Source organism: Verrucomicrobiia bacterium, from assembly GCA_036268055.1.
GTDB lineage: Bacteria > Verrucomicrobiota > Verrucomicrobiia > Limisphaerales > Pedosphaeraceae > DATAUW01.
On sequence record DATAUW010000001.1, the window covers coordinates 133,946 to 159,219 of the forward strand.

A 25,274-nucleotide genomic window follows, 5' to 3' on the forward strand; every position below is an offset into this window, starting at 1 on the left:
ACTTATCCGCACTTAAGCGAGCCAACGCGAACTTATCCGAACCATCGTCCGCTTGAGCTTGCCCCTGATCGGTTGGACTGGCGTTTTGTGATCATTCATAGTGGAAACCACTTGGCCGATGTCAAAGAATACAACTCCTTTCAATGCCAGGAAGCTATCACACGTCCAAGCGGCGCGCAACCGGTCGAACTTCAAACAAATATACTTTCCGCCGTTATCAAGTCGCCGCCGAAATCGGCTTGCCGCCTTGGACTGATCCGGACCCCGGCGTAAGCGGCTCGCGAAAACTCCGCCACATATTGCGCGGCAGGCAGCCGAGCACGATCAGAAAAACCTGGCTCAGCACGAACGCGATCAGCCAATGAAACGCCGCGTCCATGAAACCGTACGAATGCAAACCGATGCCGAGCATATTCACGCCGAACCACGAAAAACTCGTCACGATATTTCCAAAAATAGCCATGTTCATCAGCCCGCGCTCGCGCACCATGCCGCCCCAGCGCGCATGCAAAATCGTCGCGTTCCAAATCACGATCAACAACGCGCCATTCTCCTTCGGGTCCCAACCCCAAAACCGTCCCCACGATTGGTCCGCCCAAATTCCGCCCAGCACCGTGCCCACAAAACTGAACAACGTCGCAAAACAAACGATGCCATAAACCATTTTGGCGAGCGCCTTGCCGATGTCCGGTTGCGTCGCAGTCGCGGAAACTTTCTTGGATTTGGGCGCGACCGCCTCCGCATTGCCCGCTCCGGCTTTCCGCGAAAGAATCGGCGTGAACATGCCGAGCGTGATGTAAGCCACCGCCAGCAAACCCGCCACAAATGTCGAAGCATAACCCAGCGTCACGATCACCACGTGCGTGGCCAGCCAGAAATTCGTGTCCAACACCGCGCGCATCATCTCCATCGTGTCCGCGCCAATCGCCAGATTATGCGCGATCAACAGCGTCACAAATCCCGCCACCGACGCCACCGCATTCCCGATTCCAATCTTATACACCCGTTCCAGCACGAGTCCCAGCACGCACGCGCCCCAGCCGATGAAAATCGCTGACGAATAAAGATTCGTCACTGGCGGACGCCCTTCAAGCACCATGCGGAAAATCAATCCCGACGTATGCACCACCCACGCCAGCAAAATCAAATAAAACGCCGAGCGGCGAAATGCCTCCGACAAATCCGGCACCACGCCGAAAGTCAGCAACCCACCCGCCGTCAACACGAACGCAAAAATGTACATGATCATCGCATGCAAAAACGCCTTGAGATCATTATAGAAAAATTCGTGGCGTCCTTTGGCCATTTCCGCGGGGAGATTTTTTTCGAGCCATTGCGTATAATCGGACACTGCTTGATTGAACGCCGCCGGGTTGCCATCGTGGTACGCGGCGGCAGCCGACGCCAGCCAACCCATCGGCGCAAATATTTCGCGTGCCTGAATGGATTCCGTGACGCCCGTGCCGAGATTGCCCCAGTCATCTTTTGCCGCGGCCGGACGCATCGGCGGAATGATTAGCGGATACATCGTTCCCGCGCCCGGTTCTTCCTGCAAATTCTTGAACTCGCCAAACACGCTCGTGATTTTGTCGAACGCGTCCTTGTCATAAGTCTTGCCATCCTCTTTCGCTTGCACCGCCGCGACACCCGGCTCAATCGCCGCCTGGATCAAATCCAGGTCCGCCGCAAAGTCTTCGCGTCCCGGCGGGTTCAATGTGAATTTCAACCGCTGATAAAGCCCGACTGCATTTCCCAGTTTCAACACCTGCCGTTGCAACGGCGTGCGCAACTGATCATCCACCGTTTCCGCTTTGCCCGCCTGCGCCATGATTTCCGGCAGCAGCGGTTTGAGTTGGTTGAAAGTGTAATAACGCAAACCGGATTTTTCCACGCCCTTATCCTGAAGCTTCAACTCGCCCAGCAGGTCGGGATGATGAATCAAAAATATCGGCCGCTCGTCCGCCTGTTCCGGCTGCGTCATCACTTCCAGCAACCACTCGGTGGATTTCAGTTTCTTCGGATGATGCCAGAATTCCCACGACGGAACCATTTCCAGCGGCAGGTCGGCGGTGCTGCGCATCTGCAACAGCGAATTGCGCGCCACGGAATCGAACGGCTGCACGCGCCCGTTCATCAGCACCGGCAGCCGCCCAAAATCGCGCACGTGATAAATGCCTTCGGGCTTCGGCGCGAGTACGGCGATGACTTCGCTGGCGAAAAGGGCCAGGAAGAACCACGGCATTACTTTATAGAGTATTTTCATGCGTTTTTCCTTTTCACAGCAAATCCAATTAAATGAGACATGAACTGGATAATCAACCCCAAAGCGATCATGATGCACGCCAGATAAGGCGTCAGCCAGCCCGGGTTTTTCACCACTTGCAACACCGTCGCCGGTTTCTTCGGCATCCTCTCATCAAAACTTGCCTGATAATAAGTGATACCCCGGTAGCGCAACGGATAGTTCATCTTAATCAGCACCTCACGGTCCTCGTTGTCCGTCGGATTGACCAGGCGGATGCGGCTGGAAAAATTCTTCGGGATGTCCGTGCCTTTATAAATGTCGTGGTTGAATTTCAACAGGCTGATGGTGTAAGGCTCATAATAGCGCTTGAATTGAAACGCCATCTGATAAGTCTTGTTCCCCACGCTGATGGTTTCGCCCGGATTTTCCGGCGTCGCCCACAGCAGCCACGTCCCGAGCGAACCCTGATTATTAAGCAACTCGACCACCACGCCGGGAAAATTGCGACGTTCAGTATCCGTCACCGTTGGTTCCGGCGTGACGATCGTGCCCGCCAGCATTCCCTGATTTGCATGCACGTCTATCGCGTTCCCGCCCGGGCGACTAAATAACTGGCACTTCGCCCAATAGTTTTTCACGCGAATCGTGAACGGCAATTTCTCGTCCTTCAATTCCCCCTTCTTCACCAGGACATCTTCGGGAAACGTAGCCATGCTCGCGCCGCCCATATCGCCCGCCAGCGAAACCGCCAGCAAATTACCACCCATCATCGGCGCGAACAAAAACGAAAGCGAATATTGTTTGCCATCCAGCGAAAATGTTTGCGGGCTTTGTTCCTTGCTCGGCACTAAATACGTTCCGAAAGTTTTTCCGCCGGAAACAATTTCCACCAGCGCCGCCGAGCGCACCGCATCGTTGTCACCCGCCGTTTCCGGCAACGCCAGCAGCGAAAAATTCGTGTACGCGCCATGATCCGCCGCCACAGGAACCGCCATCGGCGGCGGCATTTCTTCGACATCGCAATTCGGCCAGTAATTTTTCACGCGAATCGTCACGGGCAGCGCGGCATTTTGGATTTCGCCCTTGCGCGCGAGCAATGATTCGGGAATCGAAACAATCTGGTCGCTCTTGGGGTCGGATGAATCCACCATCACCAGTTCATTCGCGCGAAAATCCTCGGAGTAATTGCGCGTCGTGCCCTCGAACAATTTCATGGAACTTTCGCGCGCGAGCAAATCCGTCAGCAACTGCCCGAGCAGCAGCAAAATCAATCCCAGATGGATAAGCTGAATGCCGATTTTTTTCGTCGTGAATTGAAACCGCTTGATGTGCGCGACGATCAAATTGACCAGCAGCAACCCGCCCAGCAAATAACCGCCGGGCAGCAAAATCGGCCAGGTGCTGTCGCCGATGGTAGGCCGCCAGATATACCAGCTTTTGAAATAGCGCACCTGCGCCGCATAAAGCCCTTCATGCACCTGCGCGAGTGTGCCGACAAAAATCAGCACCAGCCCGGCGCACAACAGCACCACGGTCAGCCGCAGTGAACAAAGAAATTTGACGACGCGATTAACCATTGGGATAGCGAACGGATTGCACGAATTTCAGGAAATCATCTTTGACGCGCGCCGCCGCCGGCGTATCGCCCGTCAATTTGTAAAACCAGGTCTGCCCATCGCGCGGCCAAATGATTCCGACGATGCGCGTGTCTTTGCCGTTTTTGCCTTTGCCATTCACATCCACCAGCATCGCCTTGCCGCCCGGCACATCCAGCGGCGTGAATGCCTTGCTCGTTTCGTCATCGCCCAGCGGAGCTAAACCGACCTGCCCGCGCCAGCGATTGATGTTCATCAAAAATCCGCCGCCCTCGCCCGCCAGTTGGCTCACCGTCACACTCGCGTCACCGTCCGGACCGTTAGCAACATATTTCGCAAGCACGAACTGTGGAGTCTCGGCTTCGTGCCAGCCGGTGGGAACGATCCATGCCGGTTTGTCCGGTTCCGGTGATGGAATATTTACCGGCGCGGCGCCGGTGTTATCTTGCGGCATTTGCCCCGTGTCACCCGCGCTGGACATCTCGACGTGCGGCGAAGGAATTTCCGCGCCGCTCACGAACGAAACCGATTTCAGAAAATCAATCATCGCCGGTTTCTGCGCCGCGACAGTTTGCGCATTGCCGATGAGTTTGAAAAACCAGGTCGTGCCCTCGTGCGGAACCACCGCCACGAGCACTTCATTGGAAGAAGTTGAATTACCGGTGGTCGAACCCGTCAAATTGACCAGCGAACCTTTGGCATCGCCGACCGTGACGGGTTCCGTAAGCTTCGCCAGTTCGGCATCGCTCAACGGCGGCAAGCCGGAAGTATCGCGGACGACATTGATCAAGCTAAGCTGGCTCGCGCCTTCGCCGGGAAAAGACATCACCGACAATTCGGCTTTATGATCGGCGATGGAAAAAAGCGCGACGCTCATTTTCGCCGCCGGCACTTCCGTCCAGCCGGAAGGTAACTGGAACCGGATCGGCGACGGCGCAGGCGGCTCGGCAACTTTCGGAACACGAACCACGCTGATTTCCTCGCGATGGCAACCCGCGCCGAGCATTGCCAATAAAACAAGGATGGAGAGACACCGCGAGAGCGATGTTGGGTTGGCAACGGAAGACAGAAAATTCACTTTAGCTTGTTACGTTTTGCTGACCGACAACTGTTTCAGAATATCTAATACAAATTTGGACTGAATGGAAAGAGGTTTTGTTCAAGCGAAGGATGGCGGGTAATAATTGCGCATCAAAAAATAAAGCCGCCTCGAATTCATTCAAAGGCGGCTTCATTGACATTGCATTGGTCGCCACTCGCGGCGACTGGCCGATTAACCCACCGGCCCCATGCCCAGCAGGAACTCAATATTGCTGCCGGTTTTCTTGAGCTTATTGAGCATCAATTCCATCGCTTCAACCGGCGGCACGCCCGTGAGCGCGCGGCGCAGGACAACGACTTTGTTGTACTCGTCCGGGTGATAGAGCAATTCCTCTTTGCGCGTGCCGGAAAGCTCGATGTTGATCGAAGGGAAAATGCGGCGGTCCACCAAATGGCGGTCGAGATGCACTTCCATGTTGCCGGTGCCCTTGAACTCTTCAAAGATAACTTCATCCATGCGCGAACCGGTGTCCACGAGCGCCGTCGCAATGATCGTGAGCGAACCGCCTTCTTCAATATTGCGGGCCGCGCCAAAAAAGCGCTTGGGTTTGTGCAGCGCGTTTGCGTCCACACCGCCGGAAAGAATTTTTCCCGAGTGCGGCTGCACCGTGTTATAGGCGCGCGCGAGACGCGTAATAGAATCGAGCAGGATGACGACATCGCGTTTGTGCTCGACCATGCGCTTGGCTTTTTCGATGACCATTTCCGCGACCTGCACATGGCGTTCGGGCGGTTCGTCGAAGGTCGAACTGATCACTTCCGCGGGCTTGCAACTCCGCTCCATGTCCGTCACTTCCTCGGGGCGTTCGTCAATCAGCAGAATGAATAGATACGCGCCGGGATCGTTTTTCAAAATCGCATTGGCGAGCTTCTGCATCAAAACCGTCTTGCCCGTGCGCGGCGGCGCGACGATCAATCCGCGAGTGCCTTTGCCGATCGGACAAACGAGATCCAGCACGCGCGTGGATAATTCGTCCGGCTGCGTCTCCAAAATAAAACGGCGATTCGGAAACAGCGGCGTCAAATTATCAAAATGCGTCTTGTCCTTGGCCTTGTCCGGTTCTTCCGTGTCAACCGCTTCAACTTTCAGCAGCGCGAAAAAACGCTCCTTGTCCTTGGGCGGACGGATTTGCCCGGCGACCAGGTTGCCCGTCTGCAAATCGAAACGGCGGATTTGCGAAGGCGAAACGTAAATGTCTTCCGGGCACGGCAGGTAATTGAAACTCTGCGACCGCAAAAATCCGAAACCTTCCGTAAGCACTTCCAGCACGCCCTCGGAGAAGAGGACACCGCTGCGCTCGGCATTTTTTTGCAGGATATGAAAAATGACTTCGTGCTTGCGCATCGTGCCGAAATTTTCCACGCCCAAATCCTTCGCCATCTGGTTCAGGTCGGACATGGTCATCGCCTGGAGCTTCGCGATATTCAGCGAAGTGGCGATGACGTCGCGCTTGCCGGGGGGACGCGCAGGTTCATCACGCTCGTCTTCGTCATGAGCCTCGACCGGCCGCGTGGGAGGTTCGAGCTTCATGGGCGCGGGCTGCGACGGCGGCTGCGGAGGTTCGGGATCGGAAACGGGAGTGGAACCGACGCCGTCCACCGGCGCGCCATCACCATCAAATGGGAGACCGTCGGGAGGAATTCTTCCGGCCGCCTTGAGCTTGCCCGGAACTTTGGGCTTCGCGGCCTTCTTTGCACTGACTTTAGCCATAAACTTTAAAATGTAATTTGTTAAATTCGCCGCGATGTGGAGACAACCTTTCCAATCACTCCTTCGCGACGACGGGTTGGACGACCCAGAACTGGATTAATTTAAAAAATCTCGAGACGGCTTACCAACCGGGGTTACCGAAAGATTTATTAACTCTTCTCAATACGGCAAGGGAAATCTTGCAGTCAATTCATGGACACGTTGCCGGACTTTGGCCACGGTGTCAACATTCTTGATGTCCATCAAAACTTCACTGATCATGTCCGCGATGGCCGCCATCTCCGGCTCCTTCATTCCACGCGTCGTCACCGCGGGCGTGCCCAGACGGATGCCGCTGGCCTGGAATGGCGAGCGCGTCTCAAACGGGATGGTGTTTTTGTTCACCGTGATTCCCGCTTCGTCGAGTATGATCTGACAATCCTTGCCAGTGAGCCCGCGCGCGCCCACGTCCACCAGCATCAAGTGGTTGTCCGTGCCGCCGCTGACCAACCGATAGCTGTTGCGCCGCATGCCTTCGGCCAACGCCGCGGCGTTGCGAACGATCTGCTGCTGGTAATTGCGAAACGCCGGTTGCAGCGCTTCGTGAAAACAAACCGCCTTGGCCGCAATGACGTGCATCAACGGCCCGCCCTGGATTCCGGGAAATGCCTGCGAATCAATTTCCTTCGCGTAACGCTCCTTGCACAGGATGAGTCCGCCGCGCGGCCCACGCAACGTCTTGTGCGTCGTGGTCGTCACAAAATCCGCGTGCTCAATCGGGCTCGGATGCAACCCCGTCGCCACCAAACCCGCGATGTGCGCGATGTCCGCCAGCATCAACGCGCCAACTTCGCGCGCAATCGCGCCCATTCGCTCAAAATCAATGATCCGCGGGTACGCGCTCGCGCCAACGGTGATCATTTTGGGCCGATGTTCCCGCGCCATCCGCGCAAGTTGATCGTAATCAATGCGCTCGTTTTCTTTGTTCACGCCGTAGTGAACGATCTCAAAAAATTTGCCGGAGAAATTCGCCTTGTTGCCGTGCGTCAGATGGCCGCCGTGGGTCAAATCCATCGTAAGCATCTTGTCGCCGGGCTTAAGGAAAGCGAAATAAACCGCCATGTTCGCGCCGCTGCCGGAGTGCGGCTGGACGTTCGCGTGTTCGGCGCCAAACAATTTGCGCGCGCGGTTGATCGCCAACTGCTCGACCGTATCCACGTTTTCGCAACCGCCGTACCAGCGCTTCTTGGGATAACCCTCGGCATACTTATTCGTGAGCACGGAACCCTGCGCTTCCATCACCGCCGGACTGGTGAAATTTTCGCTGGCGATGAGTTCGATATTTTCCTGCTGGCGATGAAGCTCAAGGTCAATGGCGTCGGCAATTTCCGGGTCAACGGCTTTGAGTCCAAGTTCGTTATAAGAAGCGATGTTTTCCATTTTATTTACGCGGCGTTCGTGGCGGCCGCCTTCGAAATGCGCGCTGCGAAAGGCGTCCACGATTTTTTTGGCTAGTTCGGGCGGGGTCACGTTGGCCCCAAGACAAATCACATTGGCATCATTATGCTGGCGCGCCAGCGATGCCATTGGCTCACTGAAAACCTGCGCGGCACGAATGCCGGGAATCTTATTGGCGGACATGCAGATGCCCGCTCCGGTGCTGCAAACCAGAATACCCAGTTCGGCCCGGTGCGAAAGCAAACTTTGCCCCACCGCTAACGCGTAATCGGGATAATCGGTGGACGCCGTCGAATGCGTGCCCAAATCCACGAGGCTGACGCCTTCATCAAGCAAATAATTTTTCAGCGTTTCCTTGAGCGCAAATCCGGCATGGTCCGCGCCCAGCGCGAAAGTGACGCGCTCGCCAAATTCCTCCTGCTCTTCCGCCGCTACTTCCTGGTCCTGGTCCACAAACCGGATCAAGGTCGCAATCCCCTGCTCGATCTGGTCGCGGCAATTCATATAGACCTCGTACGAACCACCGATGGGATCGCTGATGTCCTTCTCGAAAATATCCAGCGTGTCGTCGAACTCGCGAAGCAAAAAAGTTTTTTCCGCCGCCTGCGGATACAATAGAAAAACTGTATCCACATGACTGTGAGTCATTCCAAAAATATAATCCGCTTCAGCGACCAACTCGCCGGTAAGCTGGCGGCTGCGTTGCCGGGAAATATCTATGCCCAATTCCTTGACCGCCTGCACCGCGTACGGGCTGGGAGCCTGTCCTTCCATCGCGCCGATGCCCGCCGACAGCACGCGGATGTCGCGGCGGCCCTTCATCACATGGCGAAAGATGCCTTCAGCCATGGGGCTGCGGCAAATATTTCCAGTGCAGACGAAAAGGATGGTTTTCATGGATGCTTAACCTGTCTCAACTTGCGGCGGGTGAGAGAAATCGTCAACCGCGAAATCAGGGGGCCTGCGCCCGATTGATAAGTGATAGACCTTTGATCAAATCCAGCGCGCGTCCCAGCACGGGATCACGCATGATGCGCGGCTCGTTTTCGATTTCCTTCTCGGTCATCGGCGGCGCGACTTCATCCAGTTCCATGCCCGGACGTTCCCGGCGTTCGCGCATCAACTCGGCTTCATTGATCTGATGCTGGCGTACCGGACGGTTCGTGACCGACATAGGTGTGGTCACGGAATCACCTATGAGGCTGGCGATCAATCCTGAAGAACTCGCAATCTCTTTGTAGGGATCGGCATAATAGGACCGTTCATCTTCCGGCTTCACGTTCACTTGAATGTCCGGTTTGACGCCCTTGGTCGAAATCGCTTCGCCACCGCCCAACTTGATCGCCGAAGTCGCGATGCGCAAAAACTGGCCGTTCTTCAAAGGATATTCCTGGCTCATGGCCGCTTCACCGGCTGTGGTGGCGCCCAGCAAAATTGCCCGGTCATCACCGCGCAAAATTGCCGCGAGCGCTTCAGCCGCAGCAGCCGTTTCCTGATTCACGAGAATGGCGAGCGGAACCGTCACGGCATCCGTCTTGGTCTTGGATTGCACCACGCCGTTACCCCAATCAAGCAAAGGCCGTTCTTTCGCGATAAATAAATCCGCCGCCGAAACCGCCGCTGAATAATCCGTCCCTCCAGCGAAACGCAAATCCAGCACCACACCTTTCAACTGGTTCGTTCCCGGCAAGTCTTTCAACGCTTTGGAAATCTGTGCCGACAATCCCTCGCCCACATGGCCCACGCGCAAATACGCCACGCCGTCGTCATACAAAACCGTCTTGGACAACACCGTGGCGTTAGTGGCATCCGGCATGGGCATGGAGCCGCCAGTAAGGGACACCCGACCGTGTAATTCATGCAACAGGCCAAGCACCGAATCGCGATTCAAATCAGTGGCGCTTTCACCCGCGAGATGTTCGCTGATGAGTTTCTTGACTTCCAGGTAATCAGGCGTGGCGTTCGTGTCCTCGGCCACGCGGGCGCGCAACGGTTGTGCCATCAGCATCACCGCTGCCGAGCCAAAAAGGATTTGTCGTAACAACATCATAGTTATTCGATTCGCCGGGCGGAACATCCGTGTTTCTGCGGCGCTCATTTGGAAATATGATGCCGAACCCGCGCGGCGTCGAATGGAAATTGCAACGCATAATCCCCCGCTTGTCCAGCTTTTGTATAATGGGCGCGATGGCGGGCTTTAATATTTCATATAAAGCTAATTGAAGCGCCACCAGATTTCACCCGGGCAACCATTAAGCCAGGACTTTCCCGATGGGGTTTCTCAATCCGGCCGCGACGGGAATGGAACTGAGAAATGCGCCGGCATTGACGCAGAGTAAAAGCATGCCGATTTCCAGGCTGCAATAAGGGTTGGTCCCGTCGAATTGAATGACGGATGGTGGGAAACCCAGGGCGGCGAAGATCATCGGATGGCAAAAGTATAGCAGGCCGATCACCGTGAGCGCGGCCAGGTTGGCTATGAACGCGCTTTCCTGCCATTGACGGAACCAAAGCCATCTCGCGGGCACACCGAAGCTGCGCAGCAGCGCCGTGACATATAAATTCTGGCGAAATTCCAAAACCGCGATGGCGCCAAAAACCAAAGCCAGGGTGAATCCCAACCCAATGGCGAGCCCGGCCCGCCACTGGCGTTGCCGCTCCTTGAGTGATTCCCATGCGCGGATCAATTCGAGCGGGCTTTGGATTTGCGGCGTAAGCTGCTCCATCGAGAATAAAATTTGCACGGCTTCCACCGTTTGGGCCATCGGCGGGGCATCCTCACGCCGCTGGAAAATCAGCGTGTCAACGTATCCCATCCGTTGCTCTTCAGTCAGCCAGTCTTGTGGCACGATCAAAATGTTTTCCAAAGCCAGGGGGCGCAGGAAATCGTTTGGACGCCGGACCATCGCCAATCCGCGGCGATGATTCACCGTTACCTCCACCAAAGTGTTTTCTGGTAAAGATTCGCTCAGGCAAATCAAGGGAGTTTCAAGGGAAAGCAAATTCGTTATCGGCCCCAGCGTCGTCGTGGAGTAACTGAACACGGCAAGGTCATTTCGCCACTCGGTTTGACCGCGAACGTAGAGTTGCCGCAAGCGAAGAAAAGAACCGTACCTCGATAATTCCGCCATGCGGTTCATGCGCTCGCTGACCAGTAAATCCTGATCCACCGGCGATACCGTTTCCCGCACCAGCAATGTGTTAAGGCCAAAATGCTCCAACCGCTCCCGCAAACTTCGCTCAAGCAAGTTCAGGGAGATGAGCATCACCGTGGCCACCGCAACCAGCATTGCGGTCACGAACCAGCGGGCCAGAGGACTTCCCGGCTGTTCAAACCAGCGCGAGCAGGTGTCTTTCCAAAGGTAGGAAACGATTAAAATCAAGGATTTCATGGGCCAATGGTTGCAAACGGTGGTCATGCGAACTGACCACACAAATGCGATCGCCTTGCACGAATTCCCTCAGCGCCCCGGCTATGACCTGGGTGTTGAGGTCATCGAGGCCTGAGGTGGGTTCGTCCAGCAGAAGCACAGTGGGCGATTTCACCAATGCTCTCGCGATGGCCGCGCGTTGTTGTTGTCCGCCGGAAAGGGTTTGCGGCAACCGCCGGGCAAATGGTTCCAGCCCCAGCCGTCCGAGCCAGCGTTCTGAGTTCTCGCGGATCTCCTTTCGGGAAAGTCCGGCCAGGCTTCCCGCCAATTCCAGGTTGCGGCTGACGTTTGCCAGCGGCAGGAGATTTAATTGTTGAAAGACGTAGCCGACCTTGCACCGTTGAAAATCCGGCTGGGTTGGCCGTCCGCCATTTGGAACCACGATCTCTCCGGCTTGCGGTTCCAGATAACCCGCGAGAAGTCTTAACAAGGTGGATTTGCCACAGCCCGAAGCGCCCTTGACCCAAATGATTCCCGGTGAAAATGAGTGAGTAAAATGATTGATCACCCATTGAGAGGATGAATGATAACGATAACAAATCTGCGAACACGTCAAAGAGGAAGTCATGGTTCCCTCACCTCGGAAATATCAATGGCCACATCCGCCTGGCCTTCGGCAACGACCTTCGCCCCGGGACAAATGTGAGTCACTCCTTCCGTCCAGTTACGCCGTTGAAAATAAGCCGGACAATACAGGATCAAAGCCAGCTTTGGAACAATGCGCATCGGTTTTTCCAGCTTTAACCAAAGCGCTCCCGGAACCTCCATGCCCACCATCGGGCCAGCCCTGGCCACATCCTCGGGGCGGATTACAAAGTACGCCGCCGGTTCTTCGCGGAATTGCGCGCGTTCAATTTTCTTGCACGCAAAGGTGGCTTCCAATTCGACATTGGCGGATTCCTGAATGGTCGCCCGCAACGAACTCGGCGGCAAAGCCGCCCACGCCGAATCGTACAGCGCGACCCGGACTTGAATCTGGCTTAAGTCGCGCGCGACCCCCAATTCCTGCCCCGAACTCACGGGGTATTGAGTCACTCCGTCGGCCAGCAGCAGGCTCACGGTTAATTGCCCGGAAAACGGCATCTTGATTTGTGACATCTCCTGCTTGCGCTTGAACTCCAGTTCCCGGCGGTCCCATTCTGCCCGCTGCTCATCAAGGTCCACTCCCGATAATACCAGGTTGGTCTTGGCCAATTCCTCCAGGCCGCGCCGGAGCAGGAGCGATTCCTCATGCGCCAGGGACAAACTTTCGCTCCGCAAATCCGGGGTTTTCAAATCCGAAACCGAGGCGGCCAGATCCTGATTGGTTAACAACCAACCCGTCAGGGCCTCCTGCCGTTCGGCTTCCCAAAGATCGCGAGTCAATTTCAACTTTTGCCGCGGCAACTCCAGTTCCTGCAAAGTTTTTTCGCGCTGTTCCATTTTGGATTTTGCCTCCGCCAATGCGTTGCTCTCGGAGATCAGTAAATCGGACTCCATTTCCGCCCACACCTCCCCGACCGCCAGGTTGGTTTGAAAGGTTGCGACATGCAGGCGGAGCAACCCAGACATCGGCGACACCATGACAAAACTATTTTTGGCCTGAACTTTGCAGGATAAGGTCGCCAGTTGAAGTTGATCACTCAACGGATAGTTTTCCCATTGCCACGCCGGAAGAGGCTGCGTCATCTGTCTCGCGGAATCTTTTGCCCGTTGTGGCGAACATCCTGAAAATAATATTTCCGCCGTGGCGACGCCAAAAACCAAACCGCAGGTGATCAATGCGGCGAACCATCTTCGGACAACCGGCGGCCATTTTGAAATCGCCGGGTTAATCCATAGCTGAAAAAAACCGCCCTTAGAATTTCCAGTTGTCATTATCAAGAAACCAAAAAAGCGTTTCCAATTCTGCCCGCTCGCTTGCAAGTTTTTGTTGTTCTCGTCTTAACTTCTGGCGGGTTTTGAATTCTCGCTGCCAATCCTCGAAATTGGCCGGCGGAGGCAGAAATGCCAGCAGGTTCAGTTGGCGTTTGATTTGATTTTCCTGTCCGCGGATCTCGGGAAAGACATGTTGCGCTCCCACTAACTGGCCGATTAAAGCCTGCGATTCCAACTCGAACTGGCGGCGCTCTAATTGCTGGCTTCTCCGTTCCTGCCGAAGCTGGCGCGAGACATATCCCCGCGTGTCAATTTGCCAAAAAAAATCCGCGTTCGCCTGCACCGCGCTCGTCTGGAAAAATTGTCCGCCGTTTCCATATTGCTGGTAAAGCGGCGGCGCGGTGACTGACAAATATAATTCCGGCCAATATTGCAATTTGATTCCCTGAACGCGGGCGCGGGCTCCGGCCAGTTCAATCGCCGCCATTCGCATCTGTAATTGTCCCACGCGATGAGTGTCGCCCAGGGAAAGTGCTTCATAATCCAGCGAAGGCAGCCCCGCGCTCGTGAGCTGCCAGCGCCGGCTGCGATCGCCGAAGAGAGTGCTGGCTTGTTCACTCAATTCGTCTTCCTCTTTCGCCAGGGCGCTTTTTTCCAGCGCAACTTCCGTCAAGGCATTTTGACCGAGAACAGGGTCGAGCAACACCCACTGGCGGGCGGCGCGCTCTTGCGCCTCCATTTCGTCCATTCGTTCGCGCCAATCTTTTTCCGCATAAAAAACTTTGATCAGGTTGATGAGTTCCGTGCGTTCCGTCAATGCCAGCGCCGTCTGCGCGCGTAACAAAGAAAGGTGGGCGGCGAACAACCGGGCGTTAAAACCCACCACACCGGGAACATTGATAAAACTGTCCGCGCTGAAGGTGACATCACCGGGAGTGGTGCTGGGAATATCGGTGAGGCTCCGGCTCAAGCCGGAACGCAGGCTCAGTATGGGAAGCAAATCGCGGTAAACCGCGCGCACCTCCTCCTGCGCGTTGGTCACTTCGATGCGCGCCGACCACAGCTTGAGATTGCCCAGGCGAACCTTCGCCACCGCTTCCGGCCAGTCCAGTAGTTGCCCGGGCAATTCTGTCTGGCCTTTCAAATTCGCGAGCCATTCCCGCTGCACTTCGGGCATCTCTTTATGCACCCGTTTGGGAGCGGAAAGACACCCGCTCAGCATCACGGCCAATCCGATAAATAGCAGCGAGCGAAACATGTTGGAAAAAGTAAAAGCCCGCCTGTGCCCCACGCACGAGGCGGGCTGTAATGCGCAAGTTTAAAAATGCTCAGTAGAGCATGGCATAGCTGCCGGACACCGCGAATGCGGAAACGCCGGGAGCGTCTAGAGTCCCCGTAAATGTCCCCGCCGTGGCGCTCGAAGCGTTAAAGGTAATATCGCCCGTCGCGCTGCCTGGAACCGTCTGAACGAAATGATAAGTAGCGGACGTGGGTGAATTGATTGTATAGGTATAAGTGCCCGATCCGTTTCCAGACAAGCCTCCGGCGCTGATGGATGCCGTCCAGGCGGTATCAGAAGTGTAAGTAAAGGTAGTCGTTTGCGGCAGCGGCACCTGGGCATTGGGGGGCGCGCTGGCACTGGTGACGACTATCTGAATACTATGTCCCGTCAAGGGCGCGGGCGGCACAGCGGGCGCGCCGGAGTCACCACTACTGCTCCCTCCGCCTCCGCCGCCACCGCCGCAGCCGGAAGTCATCATCAACATGGTAGCCAAGAGGCAGCCCGCCATCGCGGCCGTCAGCTTTTTTAGTTTAATCATTTTCATTTTTAGTTTGTTGGTTTTTGTTTATTGCCTTCCGAATTAGAACGAATGGTTGATGCTTGGCGGTCTTACGGTAATGAACCGGTTTTCCCAGTGAAGTGGCAGTCCTTGATGTCCTTCTCGGCTTTTTCATTCTCAATCAATTCCGGCCATACGTGCCCCACAAAAAATCCCATCGCCATATTGAGCCGCACATAGCGTTCCTGGCCGGGTTCCAATACCAGGCTGGCGCTGCGGGTTACTTCCGTGGTGGTGCTGATCTTGTAATTGCCCGCCGGGCGGTCTATGAAGAAATATCCCTGGGGCACGGCATTCCCCACGGTTTCATCGTTCACCTTGACCGCCGGTTGAACTGCCGCGCCCAACACAGCTTTCCGGTAAACATAAATACGCCCATCACCAGGTGGAATGGGCCCTTCGGTACTGTGCAGTGCGCTGTATTGGGGACCGCCGGCACAACCCGCGACAAGAATTACGGTCGCCAGCAATAGCAGGACTAATCGAATATTTTTCATAAGTTAAGTGATGAATTTTTTAATGGTTGTTTTTGGTTTCTAATGGAATAGCTGTGGATAAGCGCACGAAGCTTTGTTCGACGGGGAGATAGAACCCGACCAGGGAACCATCAGCCACCACGAGATCGGCTTCGTAAATATTGGAACCTTCGACTTTGACGATTTGATCTTGCGTGTGGAATACCTTGCCCAAGCGGATTGATCCCGACTCGCGCCAGGTCGTCCCGGCTTTAAGCACCGTGAGATAGGTCGTTCCCAAACTGGCTCTCACTTCCTTAACTAATTCAAAGGAAGCGCCGGAAGCGGGAGTGAAGGAATCCACCGGCGTTTGTTTCAAATGCACCACATCAAAGGCGCATCCGGTGAACCATGCGACCGCGCTCGCAAGCAAAACAAAAATGGCGGCGCGGCGAATTGAAAAGATAATCATTTGGATTTTCCTATCGGGAGGTGGCCTTGGAGAAGTCCCCTGTCCTGCTAACTTTCAGGACAGGGGTGTGATGCGCACTCAATGTCTCAAGCAGGACGGGCTTGAGTTAAGTGGCAATCCTGCGGGTTCCCCATAAGGAATAAAAAGCTTCTTAAAAATGCAACGTATAAGACGCCGACAGGGAGTGCGTGCCGACGTGGCTGATACCGTCCGGGAAGGTGGCAAGGTACTTGTATCCCACCCCGATTTCACTGCGCTCACCCAACTTGTAGCGCAAGCCCGCCATGACTTGAACCGCAGGATCAACCTCGCTGCTGCTCGCGCCCAGGGAGAAGCCGCCAACCGAATCCACGGACAGGCTGCTGTAAACCATGCCGCCACCTACCCCGACATACGGATTCCAATGCGAGTCGGGAAAGAGCGTCAGCACGGCATTTCCAAGGATTGGAACTTGATAGTACGAACCAGACAACGAGGCGGACGCGCCACCAGCGGAAGCGGAATCCAGCGAATTATAAATCAAGCCCGTTTCAATCTCACCGCTCAGGCTTAAAGTGGCCGAGGAGTAAAATGTGTAGCCGCCGGCCATGCTAAACCGCGCGCCGGGATTGAATTTGATTTTGCCGGTGACGCCGCCCACGCTGGTCGTGATGTCTTCCACGAGGGAAACGCCGGCATCGGCATTGAAATAAGACCCGGTTTGCCCGGCCTGGAGCGCGGTCGGAATGACCGCAATGCCCGCGAGCAATGCAATAAACAAGGGCGGATTGAGTAAGTTTTTCTTCATGAGTTTATTCTTTGTTTGCTGGTTAACTTCTGGATCTACTGGCCGGGGTATTTTCTCCCCGACACCCAAGCAACGCGGATTTCGGCGGAAGGTTACGAAGTTTTTTTCCCTTTATGCGCTCACCTGACTTTTGCGGCGCGGGAACGAAGACGGACTCTTTTCAACCAGGCAGTTTACCAGCACTCGGGATGGGAAAGGTTATCACAGTTCCAAAGCTGTTTGCTCGACGCGTCCGCCGCCATCCAGATTGACTGTTTTTTAAACTCAGTGTGGCCATCGCAAAACACCATGTTGGCGTCGTCATCATGCCAGTTGCCGACTCCATAATAACCCGTAGGCTGAAGAATAAAGGGATAGGAGATATAAATAGGATCGTCGGGAGTAATAGTAGAGAGAGAAGAATTCGGCGGACGCACAAAGGTCGGGCTGTCACCCACAGCTACCATTTGATCGGGGTGGCATACCAGCGTCTCATGTTCCGGCATATAGCTTCCGCCGCCGGAATCGTCCCAGACAAAATTCCCTCCCAGGCCGAGATTTTGCGGCGGCGGATTGCGCTGCACAGCGCCGAAGGAATTATATCCATAATGAGGAAAGATAAAGGTGTTTGAAGGAAAGAATTGCAGAAATTGATCCGAGGCCGACGCCAGTTGCGGGCAATGAAAAACATCATTACCCGCCGCGGGTCGCAAGGCGCGCTGCCAGTTGCCGAGTCCATCCCCGGCGGTGGCCATCGGATAATAATGATCATCTATCTCATAAATACCCAGGGCGACGCCGATCTGATGCAGGTTTGCAACGCAATTTATTCGCTTCGCCTTGCGCTTGGCGCTATTAAGCGCGGGTAAAAGCAGGCATGACAATAGGGTAATGACTCCGACAACCACGAGAACTTCCAATAGAGTAAAACCTGCTCCGGGCACTGATGAAAAAACTTCCCTGCCGGGCCGTCTCCGCCCCTGGAGCTGAAGAAAAGGCAGCCGTCGTCGGCGATCCGTTGGCGACTGCCCGCGCCATCCCAACCATTCTTTATGAAATATTCGTGATGTCTTCAGCTTTAGTGGGTGCCAACAACACGAAAGAAGCGCTGTGTTGTTATCCCAGTATTGGTCCAGGAACGATTGGTTGTCGAGCCCAATGACTGCCAATTTGTCGGTGGCAACGAATTTGCCATATCCACCCGGTAGCTGGTGGCATTAGTGAACACGTCCCAGTTCAGGACTGCGGCTCCGCTGTGCAACTGGATATGCAAATTACCGGAACTGGTCGTCGTCATATTTGTGGCGGGAGAATTGGTAAAATAATTGTCTGCAAACATGCGCATCACTGCATTCGTTTCCGTCAGGCCAAGGGGAAACACAGTATTATCACCAAATAAGGTGATCTGCACAGCCACCCCCAGTCCTGGAACCAACCAGTAATAATATTGGTTTTGATGTGAATCAACCACCCCATACGGGGGTACAGTGGCTTGGTAATTATGAACTTCATGCACGCGCAATGCAGGAACCGGGCCAATAGTCGGGAGGGCTAAAGTTCCGAATGCATCCACCGTGGCGCTCGCGGTGAAATGGTAGCTCGCTCCAAATTGGTCTCCATAAATTAATCCCTGCCAGGTTACCGTGCGATTCCAAGTCTGCAGGTATCGGACCGTGTTGGTTATATCCAGTGTGGAACTGTTAAAAACCACCAAAGAGCTTGCATCCACGTCCGCATCCACCGCAAAGCCATAATAGAACCGACCTTGGTTCGTCAGACTGTAGTATCGCCAGGCATTTTCATCGCTGGGTTCGATGGTATCCTGTTCCGCCCACCCGGCGCTGGGAAAAGATCCTCCGTCCAAACCACTGGAAGGCGAAATGATATCGGTGCGCAGTATTACTTCATTGCCTTGCTTCGATTGTGAAAAATTCCAGGACTGAGGGCCGTTGGTCGCCGGGGAGCCTGGTACGCCAGGCGATGTCGTCAAAGCCAGCATGGCCGCGACCCCCGTATTGTTGGTGCTGGAATAGGAGCGATTATATTGGCCACTCTGATGCGGCAGATCGTTGGCGCTAAAAACCGGTTGGGCCGAGGCGGAACTGGCTAACAGAGTGCTTAAGCAAAGGTAATGGAATAATTTCATAATTGTTGGTGGGTTATTAAAACGGTACAGGGACGTGGTGGAGGTTAAGGTTTGGTACGGAAAGCAGCGCCGGTTGAATCAATAAGTTTATTCACGCCGTCCAACGCTGTCTGCCGGTGTTCCAAAGCCCAGGCATCCGCCGGGTCTTTGGTTAATAGCTGGTCTATCAATTTGAGAGCCGGACCATAGGCTCCGGCAGAGATTTCCACTTCAGCCCGGCTTCGGAGGACTGAAAGATCACTTGGCTTTCGCTGTTCCCAGATGGTTATTAGCTGGCGCGCAAGGTCAGGGTTTTTTAACTCCAAAGCGAACTGGCAATAGGCCTGGCACTCCGCGGCGGAAGTCTCGGGCGATGCCACCACCCGCTGCATATTGGCAAGACAATTTGTGCCCGCCCAGGGCGAGTCGCTTACGGAACGGGCGCTCAAATCCAATTCCGCACGTGTGGCAAGATATCGCGCAAGCCGCCCAAGGCCAGGCATCATCGAAGGAGAATCGGACGCCATTTGATATAATTGGCATTGCATCCGCATGAGCGCCAAATCAATGACACCCCGCGGCGGCTGCCGATTCTGGAGGAGCATGCCGCCCAGCAGAGGGATCAGTGCCTCCGGGTGATGCTGCCAACTGGATTTGATCTGTTTGACGGCGGTCACGGGGTTGCCCAAAAACGGAAGCAGCAAATCTCTCAGTCCGTCCGTAGCTTCCAGCACGCCCTGTTCAAGACACGGAAGCCGCGGCATCCGCAGATTTCCAGATAATTTCATCAAGGCTGGAGAACCCCCGGAGAGTGGTATAAAAGCAGCAGTAAATGGTTCAGCCTGAAGCCGGCTTAGATTTGTTTTACCCGCGGATTGATCTTTCAACAACGAGTCAAGATCGTAAAAAGTTGCCGTGTTGGCATAGACTTCACAGGCCAGATTAATCTGTTCCCAGGTATTTGAATTTACCTCGTTATGAAGGGGCTTAAGTTGATCCCGGGCGTCGGCCAGGCGGCCTTGCATGGCTAATTGGGCAGCCGTAAGAAAAATCGGAGAGGGATCGTCCGGATAGAGCACCTTGAAAACTGCGATATGATTGGACATCTCCTGGTGCCGCCCCAATAGAAATTCCAAACCCAGGCTGTGCCGGTGGGCGCCATGATGATAAGGATCAAGTTGGATAGCCTGATTGAAAAATTTGAGCGCTTCGGGCGTTGAATCCGCCAGCAACCCCCGGGCAAAAGCGTTGTCCGCCTCATTTAAATTATTCGTCAATGATTCGCGGACATGAAGCACTCCTTGATTAAAAGTTCGCGCATCAAATAATTCATGCTCCCCCAGGCGCACCAGCGCCGCGCCGCGCTGGGAGCCTAAATCAGAACGCCGCATCAGGGCGTCCAATTCCATTTGCGCATGACGCGGTTCGGTCAACACCGTCCACGCTTGCGCCCGTTGCAGGCCCAGAAAAATCGGATCCTTGAAACCCTCGGCCTCGGCCTCTCCCCATAATCGAAGAGCATCACGCCAGCGACCGCCGCGCGCGGCAAGTTCGGCGTCACGCAAGGAAGTGATTTGGCGGGCCGAATCCCGTTCGGTCTTCAACGCATAATCAATGGAAATTCCCAGTGAGGCGATAGCCACCAGGCAACTTCCCATGAGCACGAGAGGGACATTCCGCTGGGCCAGCTTTTGCAATTTCAAAAACGGCCCCGGACGCCGTGCCTGAACGGGGCGGACTTCAAGAACCGCGCGTATCTCATCGGCAAGCTCCATCATGGAGGAGTAACGCTTGTCAATATCTTGCGCCATTGCCTTGGCGCAAACCGCAGCCAGATCGCGGGAAACATTCGGCGCCACACTTCGAACCGGCGCAGGCGCGCCGCCTAAAACTAAATCACGCAACTGACTTGACGGCGGCAGTGACCCGCCTGCCTGCGAATAAGGCATCCGACCGGTAAGCAAAGCGTAAAGCATTACTCCCAGCGAATAAACTTCCGTCTGTGGACCTGCTTGCTTGGTTTCACCGCGTAAAATTTCCGGCGGCATGAAAGGGATGGTTATCGGCTGGCCGGTTTGACCAGTAGCAAGCGGTGAATTGGGGTCCGCCCACATGGATTCCCCCCGTTCGGTTTGAACTAATTCTTCCTTCAGGGGAAAAGGGAACACTTGGAAATCCTTTTGCGCGCTCTTCAGAACATGGGCCGATCCCCAGTCAATGACACGCACATCACCAAATGAACCAACCAGGATATTCGCAGGCTTGAGGTCGCGATGAATGACTCCCCGGCTATGGGCATGTGCCATCACATCACAAACATGCAGGAGAAGTTCCAAAGCTCGCGGAATGGTCCATTCGGAATTCTTCGAGTCATGCACTTTCGCCCATATATCACCCAAAGTAAGTCCCGGAAGAAGTTGCGTCGTGTAAAATGGACGCCCGTCTGGGTCCAGCCCCATATCAAATATCGGAAGTATGCCGGGATGCTGCAACTGGCTGGCAATCTGCGCTTCGGCCAGGAATCGGTGCAATGCGGAAGGAGATTCCAGAGCCTTATGCCCTAATCGTTTCATCGCGACCTGGCGGCGGAAATCAAAATCCCAGACCTTCCAGACGACGCCTTGCCCGCCTCCACCGATACGCTCTATGAGTTCGTATTTCTGGAAAAAATCGGGCCGCGCAATCAACCCGGGGATCAAAACTTGCGCCGGCGTATCGGATGGCTCGGGCATCGGCTCAGCCGGCGTTGAATGCCCCCGCATACCCAGCGCCTCCCCGAACAAACATTTCGGGCAAACGCGGTACGGGTGATTCGCCTCAATCGGGCAGCCACAAGTATCGCACGTAATCATGAGACTCGCTATTCACGGGCCGCACCGGCACAGCGGCCCACACCTTTGATACGAGATTTAACTCCCAAGGTTACGTTAACGAGTCAGGAAAAAGGGAGAGCAGGTATTTTATTTCATCCTCGATTTCATCCTCGCCCGGGCCGGCATACTGGGCGACTTCCTTCCAGAGTTCTTTTCTTAATCGCGCGCGAAATTCGTGATACCCCTTTTTAAAGGAAGCAACGGTCATGTCCAGTTCCGCGGCTATTTCTTTTTGCGCCGCTTCGTCACCATCTCGCTCCTTTCGGACGAAGTAAGCCATGAACACTTCGGAATGCGTGGATCGTTTTGCGGCATTCTTGATGGCCTCAACCGCAAATAATTGATCGAACTCTCGTCCGAACTTTTTAAAAGCCGCCTGGTCGGCGCTGCCACTTGCGTCTCCTATGTCCTCAAAGGATACATGCTCGATCTTTCCTCCTGCTTTCTGGGTATGGGCGGCCCGCCATTGATCCTTGAGAAATGACCACAGGCAGACGGCTAGAAAGACGCGAAACTTTCTTTTATCATTGCGTTGAACATCGTGCAGCAAACTATCCCGTTCCTCCCAGCAACCAAGAATACGGCTGTGAAAAAAACTCTGCGTATAATCCTGGGCCCGGTCATGGCTGCACTTCCGCCGAAGAAAAAAATTATAGATCGCGTGCCAATACCGCTGGCAAAAAAGATCCAAGGCCATGCGGGCAGCTTTGTCATCCCCGTTTTGAATGACATCGAGGATAAGCGTCCATTGGGTCGTGGGAAAGCAATTTGGCACTACACTATCCTTAGGCTCGCTCATAGGATTAATGATGGATGAAAAAGATGCGCATGTCGGACCTTCTTTCGCAAGGACAATGTTCAACCTTCCAACGTATCGAGATCAGGCAAACAAGATTTCGCGGGCGTATATAAACCGGTTGAATAATTGGCGGAAGGGGAGGGATTCGAACCCCCGGTGACGCAAGCGCCACGGCAGTTTAGTAAACTGCAGCTTTAAACCACTCAGCCACCCTTCCACACATTTTTACTGTCCTTGCTCTTCATTATGGCTTCGCTGATTTAGGAGGCAAGCAGGTTCTTTGAGTTCGCGCTCATGACGCCGCCCACTCCACCTATTTGAACAGGCCCAGCAGGAAGCCCAGCACAAATAACGCAATACTCGCACCCGCGATGACCACTTGCGTCACCGAACAGATTTGCATGATGACTTCGCCGCGCTCGCGGCCTTCGTCGGCATTGTATTTCATCACCCGCTCAGCGGTGGATTTATAGACGCGGTACGACGGGACCAATGATGTCTTAAAAAGTTCGCGGGCTTGGGCTTCTTCGCGTTGATCCAGTAAAGCCAGTGTTTGCTTACGAACTTCCATATACACGCGCCGCGAACGCAGCAACGAATTATAATTGGCCAGATCCTCCGCGGAAAATACCGAACGCGCGTAGGCCGCGATGGACGAATTCACTTGTTGATTGTAAGCCGCGCTTTCGCTCACATAACGCTCGCGCTCGGTGGGAGAATCGCTCGTCAGCGCCAGCACAGTCCGATTGAAACCTTCGACCAGATTGGCATTGGCAAGACTCGAATCGCTCAACCCCGCCAGCGTGTCGTACACGATCCAGCGCGCATTGTTTTTGAGATATTCAATGCTGAGGAAACCCGCCGTGCCGATGAGGCATATCAATACCAACCCAGCCGCCAATCCCCGCGCGGGAAAATTCCGCCGGGACATTTTTCTGACCACAAAGGGAAGCGATTGAGAGCCGCTTGACATACCTCCAGCGATGCTTGCCCGAACCTTCGCAAAATGCAAGCTCGCTACATGTCCACGTGCGGCAGAATTTACTCATGTTTCCGATCATTGGGCCGGTCAACTGAGAAAGCTTTGCGCGCGCGGCGAAAAGCTTTTTTGGCCTCGGCGCGGCGTTTCGCATCCCGCGCATCTGCAACGAATATCGCGATAAAAAAACCTCCGGCCAGCAAGCCCAGCAAGGCGCAGACAGCCAGCAAAACCAAATCCGTGGTGCTCCAAATGATGGCGGTCATCAATCCGAATAAAAATGACCGGCATCACCCGATGCCGGCCACTCTTACCATCGGAACACAAATAAGATGCGCGGGCGAAAAGATTGTTCCCGAAAATATCGCGAAAAAAAACGGCTTAAAGCTGCTCCGGCTTGGTCAGCAACGCCGCGATCCGCGCCAGCAGTCGCCCCGCCGCGCCGCCGTCCAGCACGCGATGATCGAAACTAAGCGTCAAGTTCGCCTCCATGACCGGCACAAATTGGCCTTTCGCCGCGTCCCAGCTTGGCACAAGCCGACCCGCGCCCATGCCCAGCACGAGCGTTTGTTCCGGCAGCGGAATCGGCGTGGCCCAAGTCAGGCCGAACGTACCGAAGTTAGTGACGGTCGCAATCGAACCGCCGGTCGCATCGGCGGGCAAACGCCGTTGCCGCGCAAGTTCAACCAATTCATTGTAACGCCCGACCATTTCCTTGAGCGAGCGTTTGTCGGCGTTGCGAATCACCGGAACCAGCACACCGTCCTCAGCTTCCACAGCAAAGCCCACATCAATCGCCGATGGATGAACAATTTTATTGCCAACCAACCGTCCCGCCGGCGCGCTGTTTTCCGCAAGGGCGAGCGCCAATGCGCGCATCGCGTAAAGCGCAGGGCCGGGTTTGGGATCGGAACTTTTACGATGCGCCAGCACCGGGTCAAGGCACACAGGCAGCGCGACGGTCGCGATGGGCCGCGTCCAACTGCGCCGCATGGCATCGGCCACGGCCACGCGCATCGTCGAAGCCGAACTCAATTTATTGCGCTCGAGGTTGACGAGAAATTTTTCAAAATCCTGGATCGTCAATCGTCCCGCCGCGCCGCTGCCCGCAATCCCTGAAAGGTCCGCTGCGTGCAGCCCCAACTCCGCCATGCGCGCTTTCATGCGTGGCGACATATAACTCGCGCCCGCCGCGTTCGCTGGGACGGGCAAGCCGCGCACCGTCGGCTCCACGTCGTGCGCCTTGCCGTCAGCGGTGGATTTGCCGACATTTCCCGCCGCGTCGCCATTGCCCTGGATGGATTGCACCGGCTGGTCGAGTCCCAAACGCTCCATGTTTTCCTGGCTGACTTCAAGATAACCCAGCACGGCGCCGACGACATAACTTTCGTTGAGCTTGACGAGCAATTTTTCAATCCGCCCCGCGCACGGTGACGAGACATTCATCGTCGCTTTGTTTGTCTCGACTTCAAACACATCCTGATCGGCTTCCACTTCGTCGCCGGGCTTGACGAGTAATTGCACGATGGTGGCTTCGGCGATGGATTCGCCGAGTTGCGGCATGATGATGGGTATCTGCGGCATAGG

Annotated in this window: 21 protein-coding genes and 1 tRNA gene; all 22 read right to left on the bottom strand. The window is 55.1% G+C overall.

Annotation, left to right across the window (positions count from 1 at the left end):
* Window positions 1-217: 217 nt before the first annotated feature.
* Window positions 218-2,263, bottom strand: coding sequence for a cytochrome c biogenesis protein CcsA (ccsA, locus tag VH413_00540; GenBank protein HEX3797157.1), 2,046 nt, complete (start codon window positions 2,261-2,263; stop codon window positions 218-220).
* The gene (locus VH413_00545) at window positions 2,260-3,822 is read right to left on the bottom strand and encodes a cytochrome c biogenesis protein ResB (protein ID HEX3797158.1); all 1,563 of its coding nucleotides are present in this window, start codon (window positions 3,820-3,822) and stop codon (window positions 2,260-2,262) included. Before VH413_00545 ends, ccsA begins: the two co-directional genes overlap by 4 nt.
* A complete protein-coding gene (locus VH413_00550) occupies window positions 3,815-4,918 on the bottom strand; it encodes a hypothetical protein (protein ID HEX3797159.1) in 1,104 nt (367 codons plus the stop codon). The genes VH413_00545 and VH413_00550 overlap by 8 nt, the downstream gene beginning before the upstream one ends.
* Window positions 4,919-5,113: 195 nt before the next feature.
* Window positions 5,114-6,652, bottom strand: coding sequence for a transcription termination factor Rho (gene rho, locus VH413_00555; GenBank protein ID HEX3797160.1), 1,539 nt, complete (start codon window positions 6,650-6,652; stop codon window positions 5,114-5,116).
* Between the two features lie 159 nt (window positions 6,653-6,811).
* The gene (rpiB, locus tag VH413_00560; protein ID HEX3797161.1) at window positions 6,812-8,986 is read right to left on the bottom strand and encodes a ribose 5-phosphate isomerase B; all 2,175 of its coding nucleotides are present in this window, start codon (window positions 8,984-8,986) and stop codon (window positions 6,812-6,814) included.
* A 55-nt stretch (window positions 8,987-9,041) separates the two neighbouring features.
* Window positions 9,042-10,139 (bottom strand): S41 family peptidase, encoded by a 1,098-nt coding sequence (locus VH413_00565; GenBank protein HEX3797162.1) that lies wholly within the window; start codon window positions 10,137-10,139, stop codon window positions 9,042-9,044.
* Between the two features lie 202 nt (window positions 10,140-10,341).
* A complete protein-coding gene (locus VH413_00570; protein HEX3797163.1) occupies window positions 10,342-11,481 on the bottom strand; it encodes a hypothetical protein in 1,140 nt (379 codons plus the stop codon).
* Window positions 11,420-12,088: an ATP-binding cassette domain-containing protein gene (locus VH413_00575; GenBank protein ID HEX3797164.1), complete on the bottom strand. Its 669-nt coding sequence runs from the start codon at window positions 12,086-12,088 to the stop codon at window positions 11,420-11,422. The genes VH413_00570 and VH413_00575 overlap by 62 nt, the downstream gene beginning before the upstream one ends.
* Entirely contained in the window at window positions 12,085-13,188 is a 1,104-nt protein-coding gene (locus tag VH413_00580; GenBank protein HEX3797165.1) for a hypothetical protein, read from the bottom strand. Before VH413_00580 ends, VH413_00575 begins: the two co-directional genes overlap by 4 nt.
* 169 nt (window positions 13,189-13,357) lie before the next feature.
* Window positions 13,358-14,635 (bottom strand): hypothetical protein, encoded by a 1,278-nt coding sequence (locus tag VH413_00585; protein HEX3797166.1) that lies wholly within the window; start codon window positions 14,633-14,635, stop codon window positions 13,358-13,360.
* A 70-nt stretch (window positions 14,636-14,705) separates the two neighbouring features.
* The gene (locus tag VH413_00590; GenBank protein ID HEX3797167.1) at window positions 14,706-15,197 is read right to left on the bottom strand and encodes a hypothetical protein; all 492 of its coding nucleotides are present in this window, start codon (window positions 15,195-15,197) and stop codon (window positions 14,706-14,708) included.
* Between the two features lie 71 nt (window positions 15,198-15,268).
* Window positions 15,269-15,715, bottom strand: a complete 447-nt coding sequence (locus VH413_00595) for a DUF2846 domain-containing protein (protein HEX3797168.1) — start codon at window positions 15,713-15,715, stop codon at window positions 15,269-15,271.
* Window positions 15,716-15,734: 19 nt separating this feature from the next.
* Entirely contained in the window at window positions 15,735-16,145 is a 411-nt protein-coding gene (locus VH413_00600) for a hypothetical protein (GenBank protein HEX3797169.1), read from the bottom strand.
* Between the two features lie 151 nt (window positions 16,146-16,296).
* Complete coding sequence (locus VH413_00605) at window positions 16,297-16,932, bottom strand: outer membrane beta-barrel protein (protein ID HEX3797170.1); 636 nt, start codon at window positions 16,930-16,932, stop codon at window positions 16,297-16,299.
* A 173-nt stretch (window positions 16,933-17,105) separates the two neighbouring features.
* Window positions 17,106-17,795 carry a hypothetical protein gene (locus VH413_00610; GenBank protein HEX3797171.1) on the bottom strand — a complete coding sequence of 230 codons (690 nt, stop codon included), beginning with the start codon at window positions 17,793-17,795 and terminating at the stop codon, window positions 17,106-17,108.
* A gap of 194 nt (window positions 17,796-17,989) precedes the next feature.
* Window positions 17,990-19,057 carry a hypothetical protein gene (locus VH413_00615; protein HEX3797172.1) on the bottom strand — a complete coding sequence of 356 codons (1,068 nt, stop codon included), beginning with the start codon at window positions 19,055-19,057 and terminating at the stop codon, window positions 17,990-17,992.
* Window positions 19,058-19,101: 44 nt separating this feature from the next.
* On the bottom strand, window positions 19,102-21,768 hold the full coding sequence (locus tag VH413_00620; protein ID HEX3797173.1) for a protein kinase: 2,667 nt from the start codon (window positions 21,766-21,768) through the stop codon (window positions 19,102-19,104).
* 190 nt (window positions 21,769-21,958) lie between these two features.
* Complete coding sequence (locus VH413_00625) at window positions 21,959-22,708, bottom strand: hypothetical protein (GenBank protein ID HEX3797174.1); 750 nt, start codon at window positions 22,706-22,708, stop codon at window positions 21,959-21,961.
* A 127-nt stretch (window positions 22,709-22,835) separates the two neighbouring features.
* A tRNA-Ser gene (locus VH413_00630) sits at window positions 22,836-22,925 on the bottom strand.
* A gap of 96 nt (window positions 22,926-23,021) precedes the next feature.
* Window positions 23,022-23,639, bottom strand: coding sequence for an MCP four helix bundle domain-containing protein (locus tag VH413_00635; GenBank protein HEX3797175.1), 618 nt, complete (start codon window positions 23,637-23,639; stop codon window positions 23,022-23,024).
* Window positions 23,640-23,749: 110 nt separating this feature from the next.
* On the bottom strand, window positions 23,750-23,953 hold the full coding sequence (locus VH413_00640; GenBank protein HEX3797176.1) for a hypothetical protein: 204 nt from the start codon (window positions 23,951-23,953) through the stop codon (window positions 23,750-23,752).
* 115 nt (window positions 23,954-24,068) lie between these two features.
* A complete protein-coding gene (locus tag VH413_00645; protein ID HEX3797177.1) occupies window positions 24,069-25,271 on the bottom strand; it encodes a dihydrolipoamide acetyltransferase family protein in 1,203 nt (400 codons plus the stop codon).
* Between the last annotated feature and the right edge of the window lie 3 nt (window positions 25,272-25,274).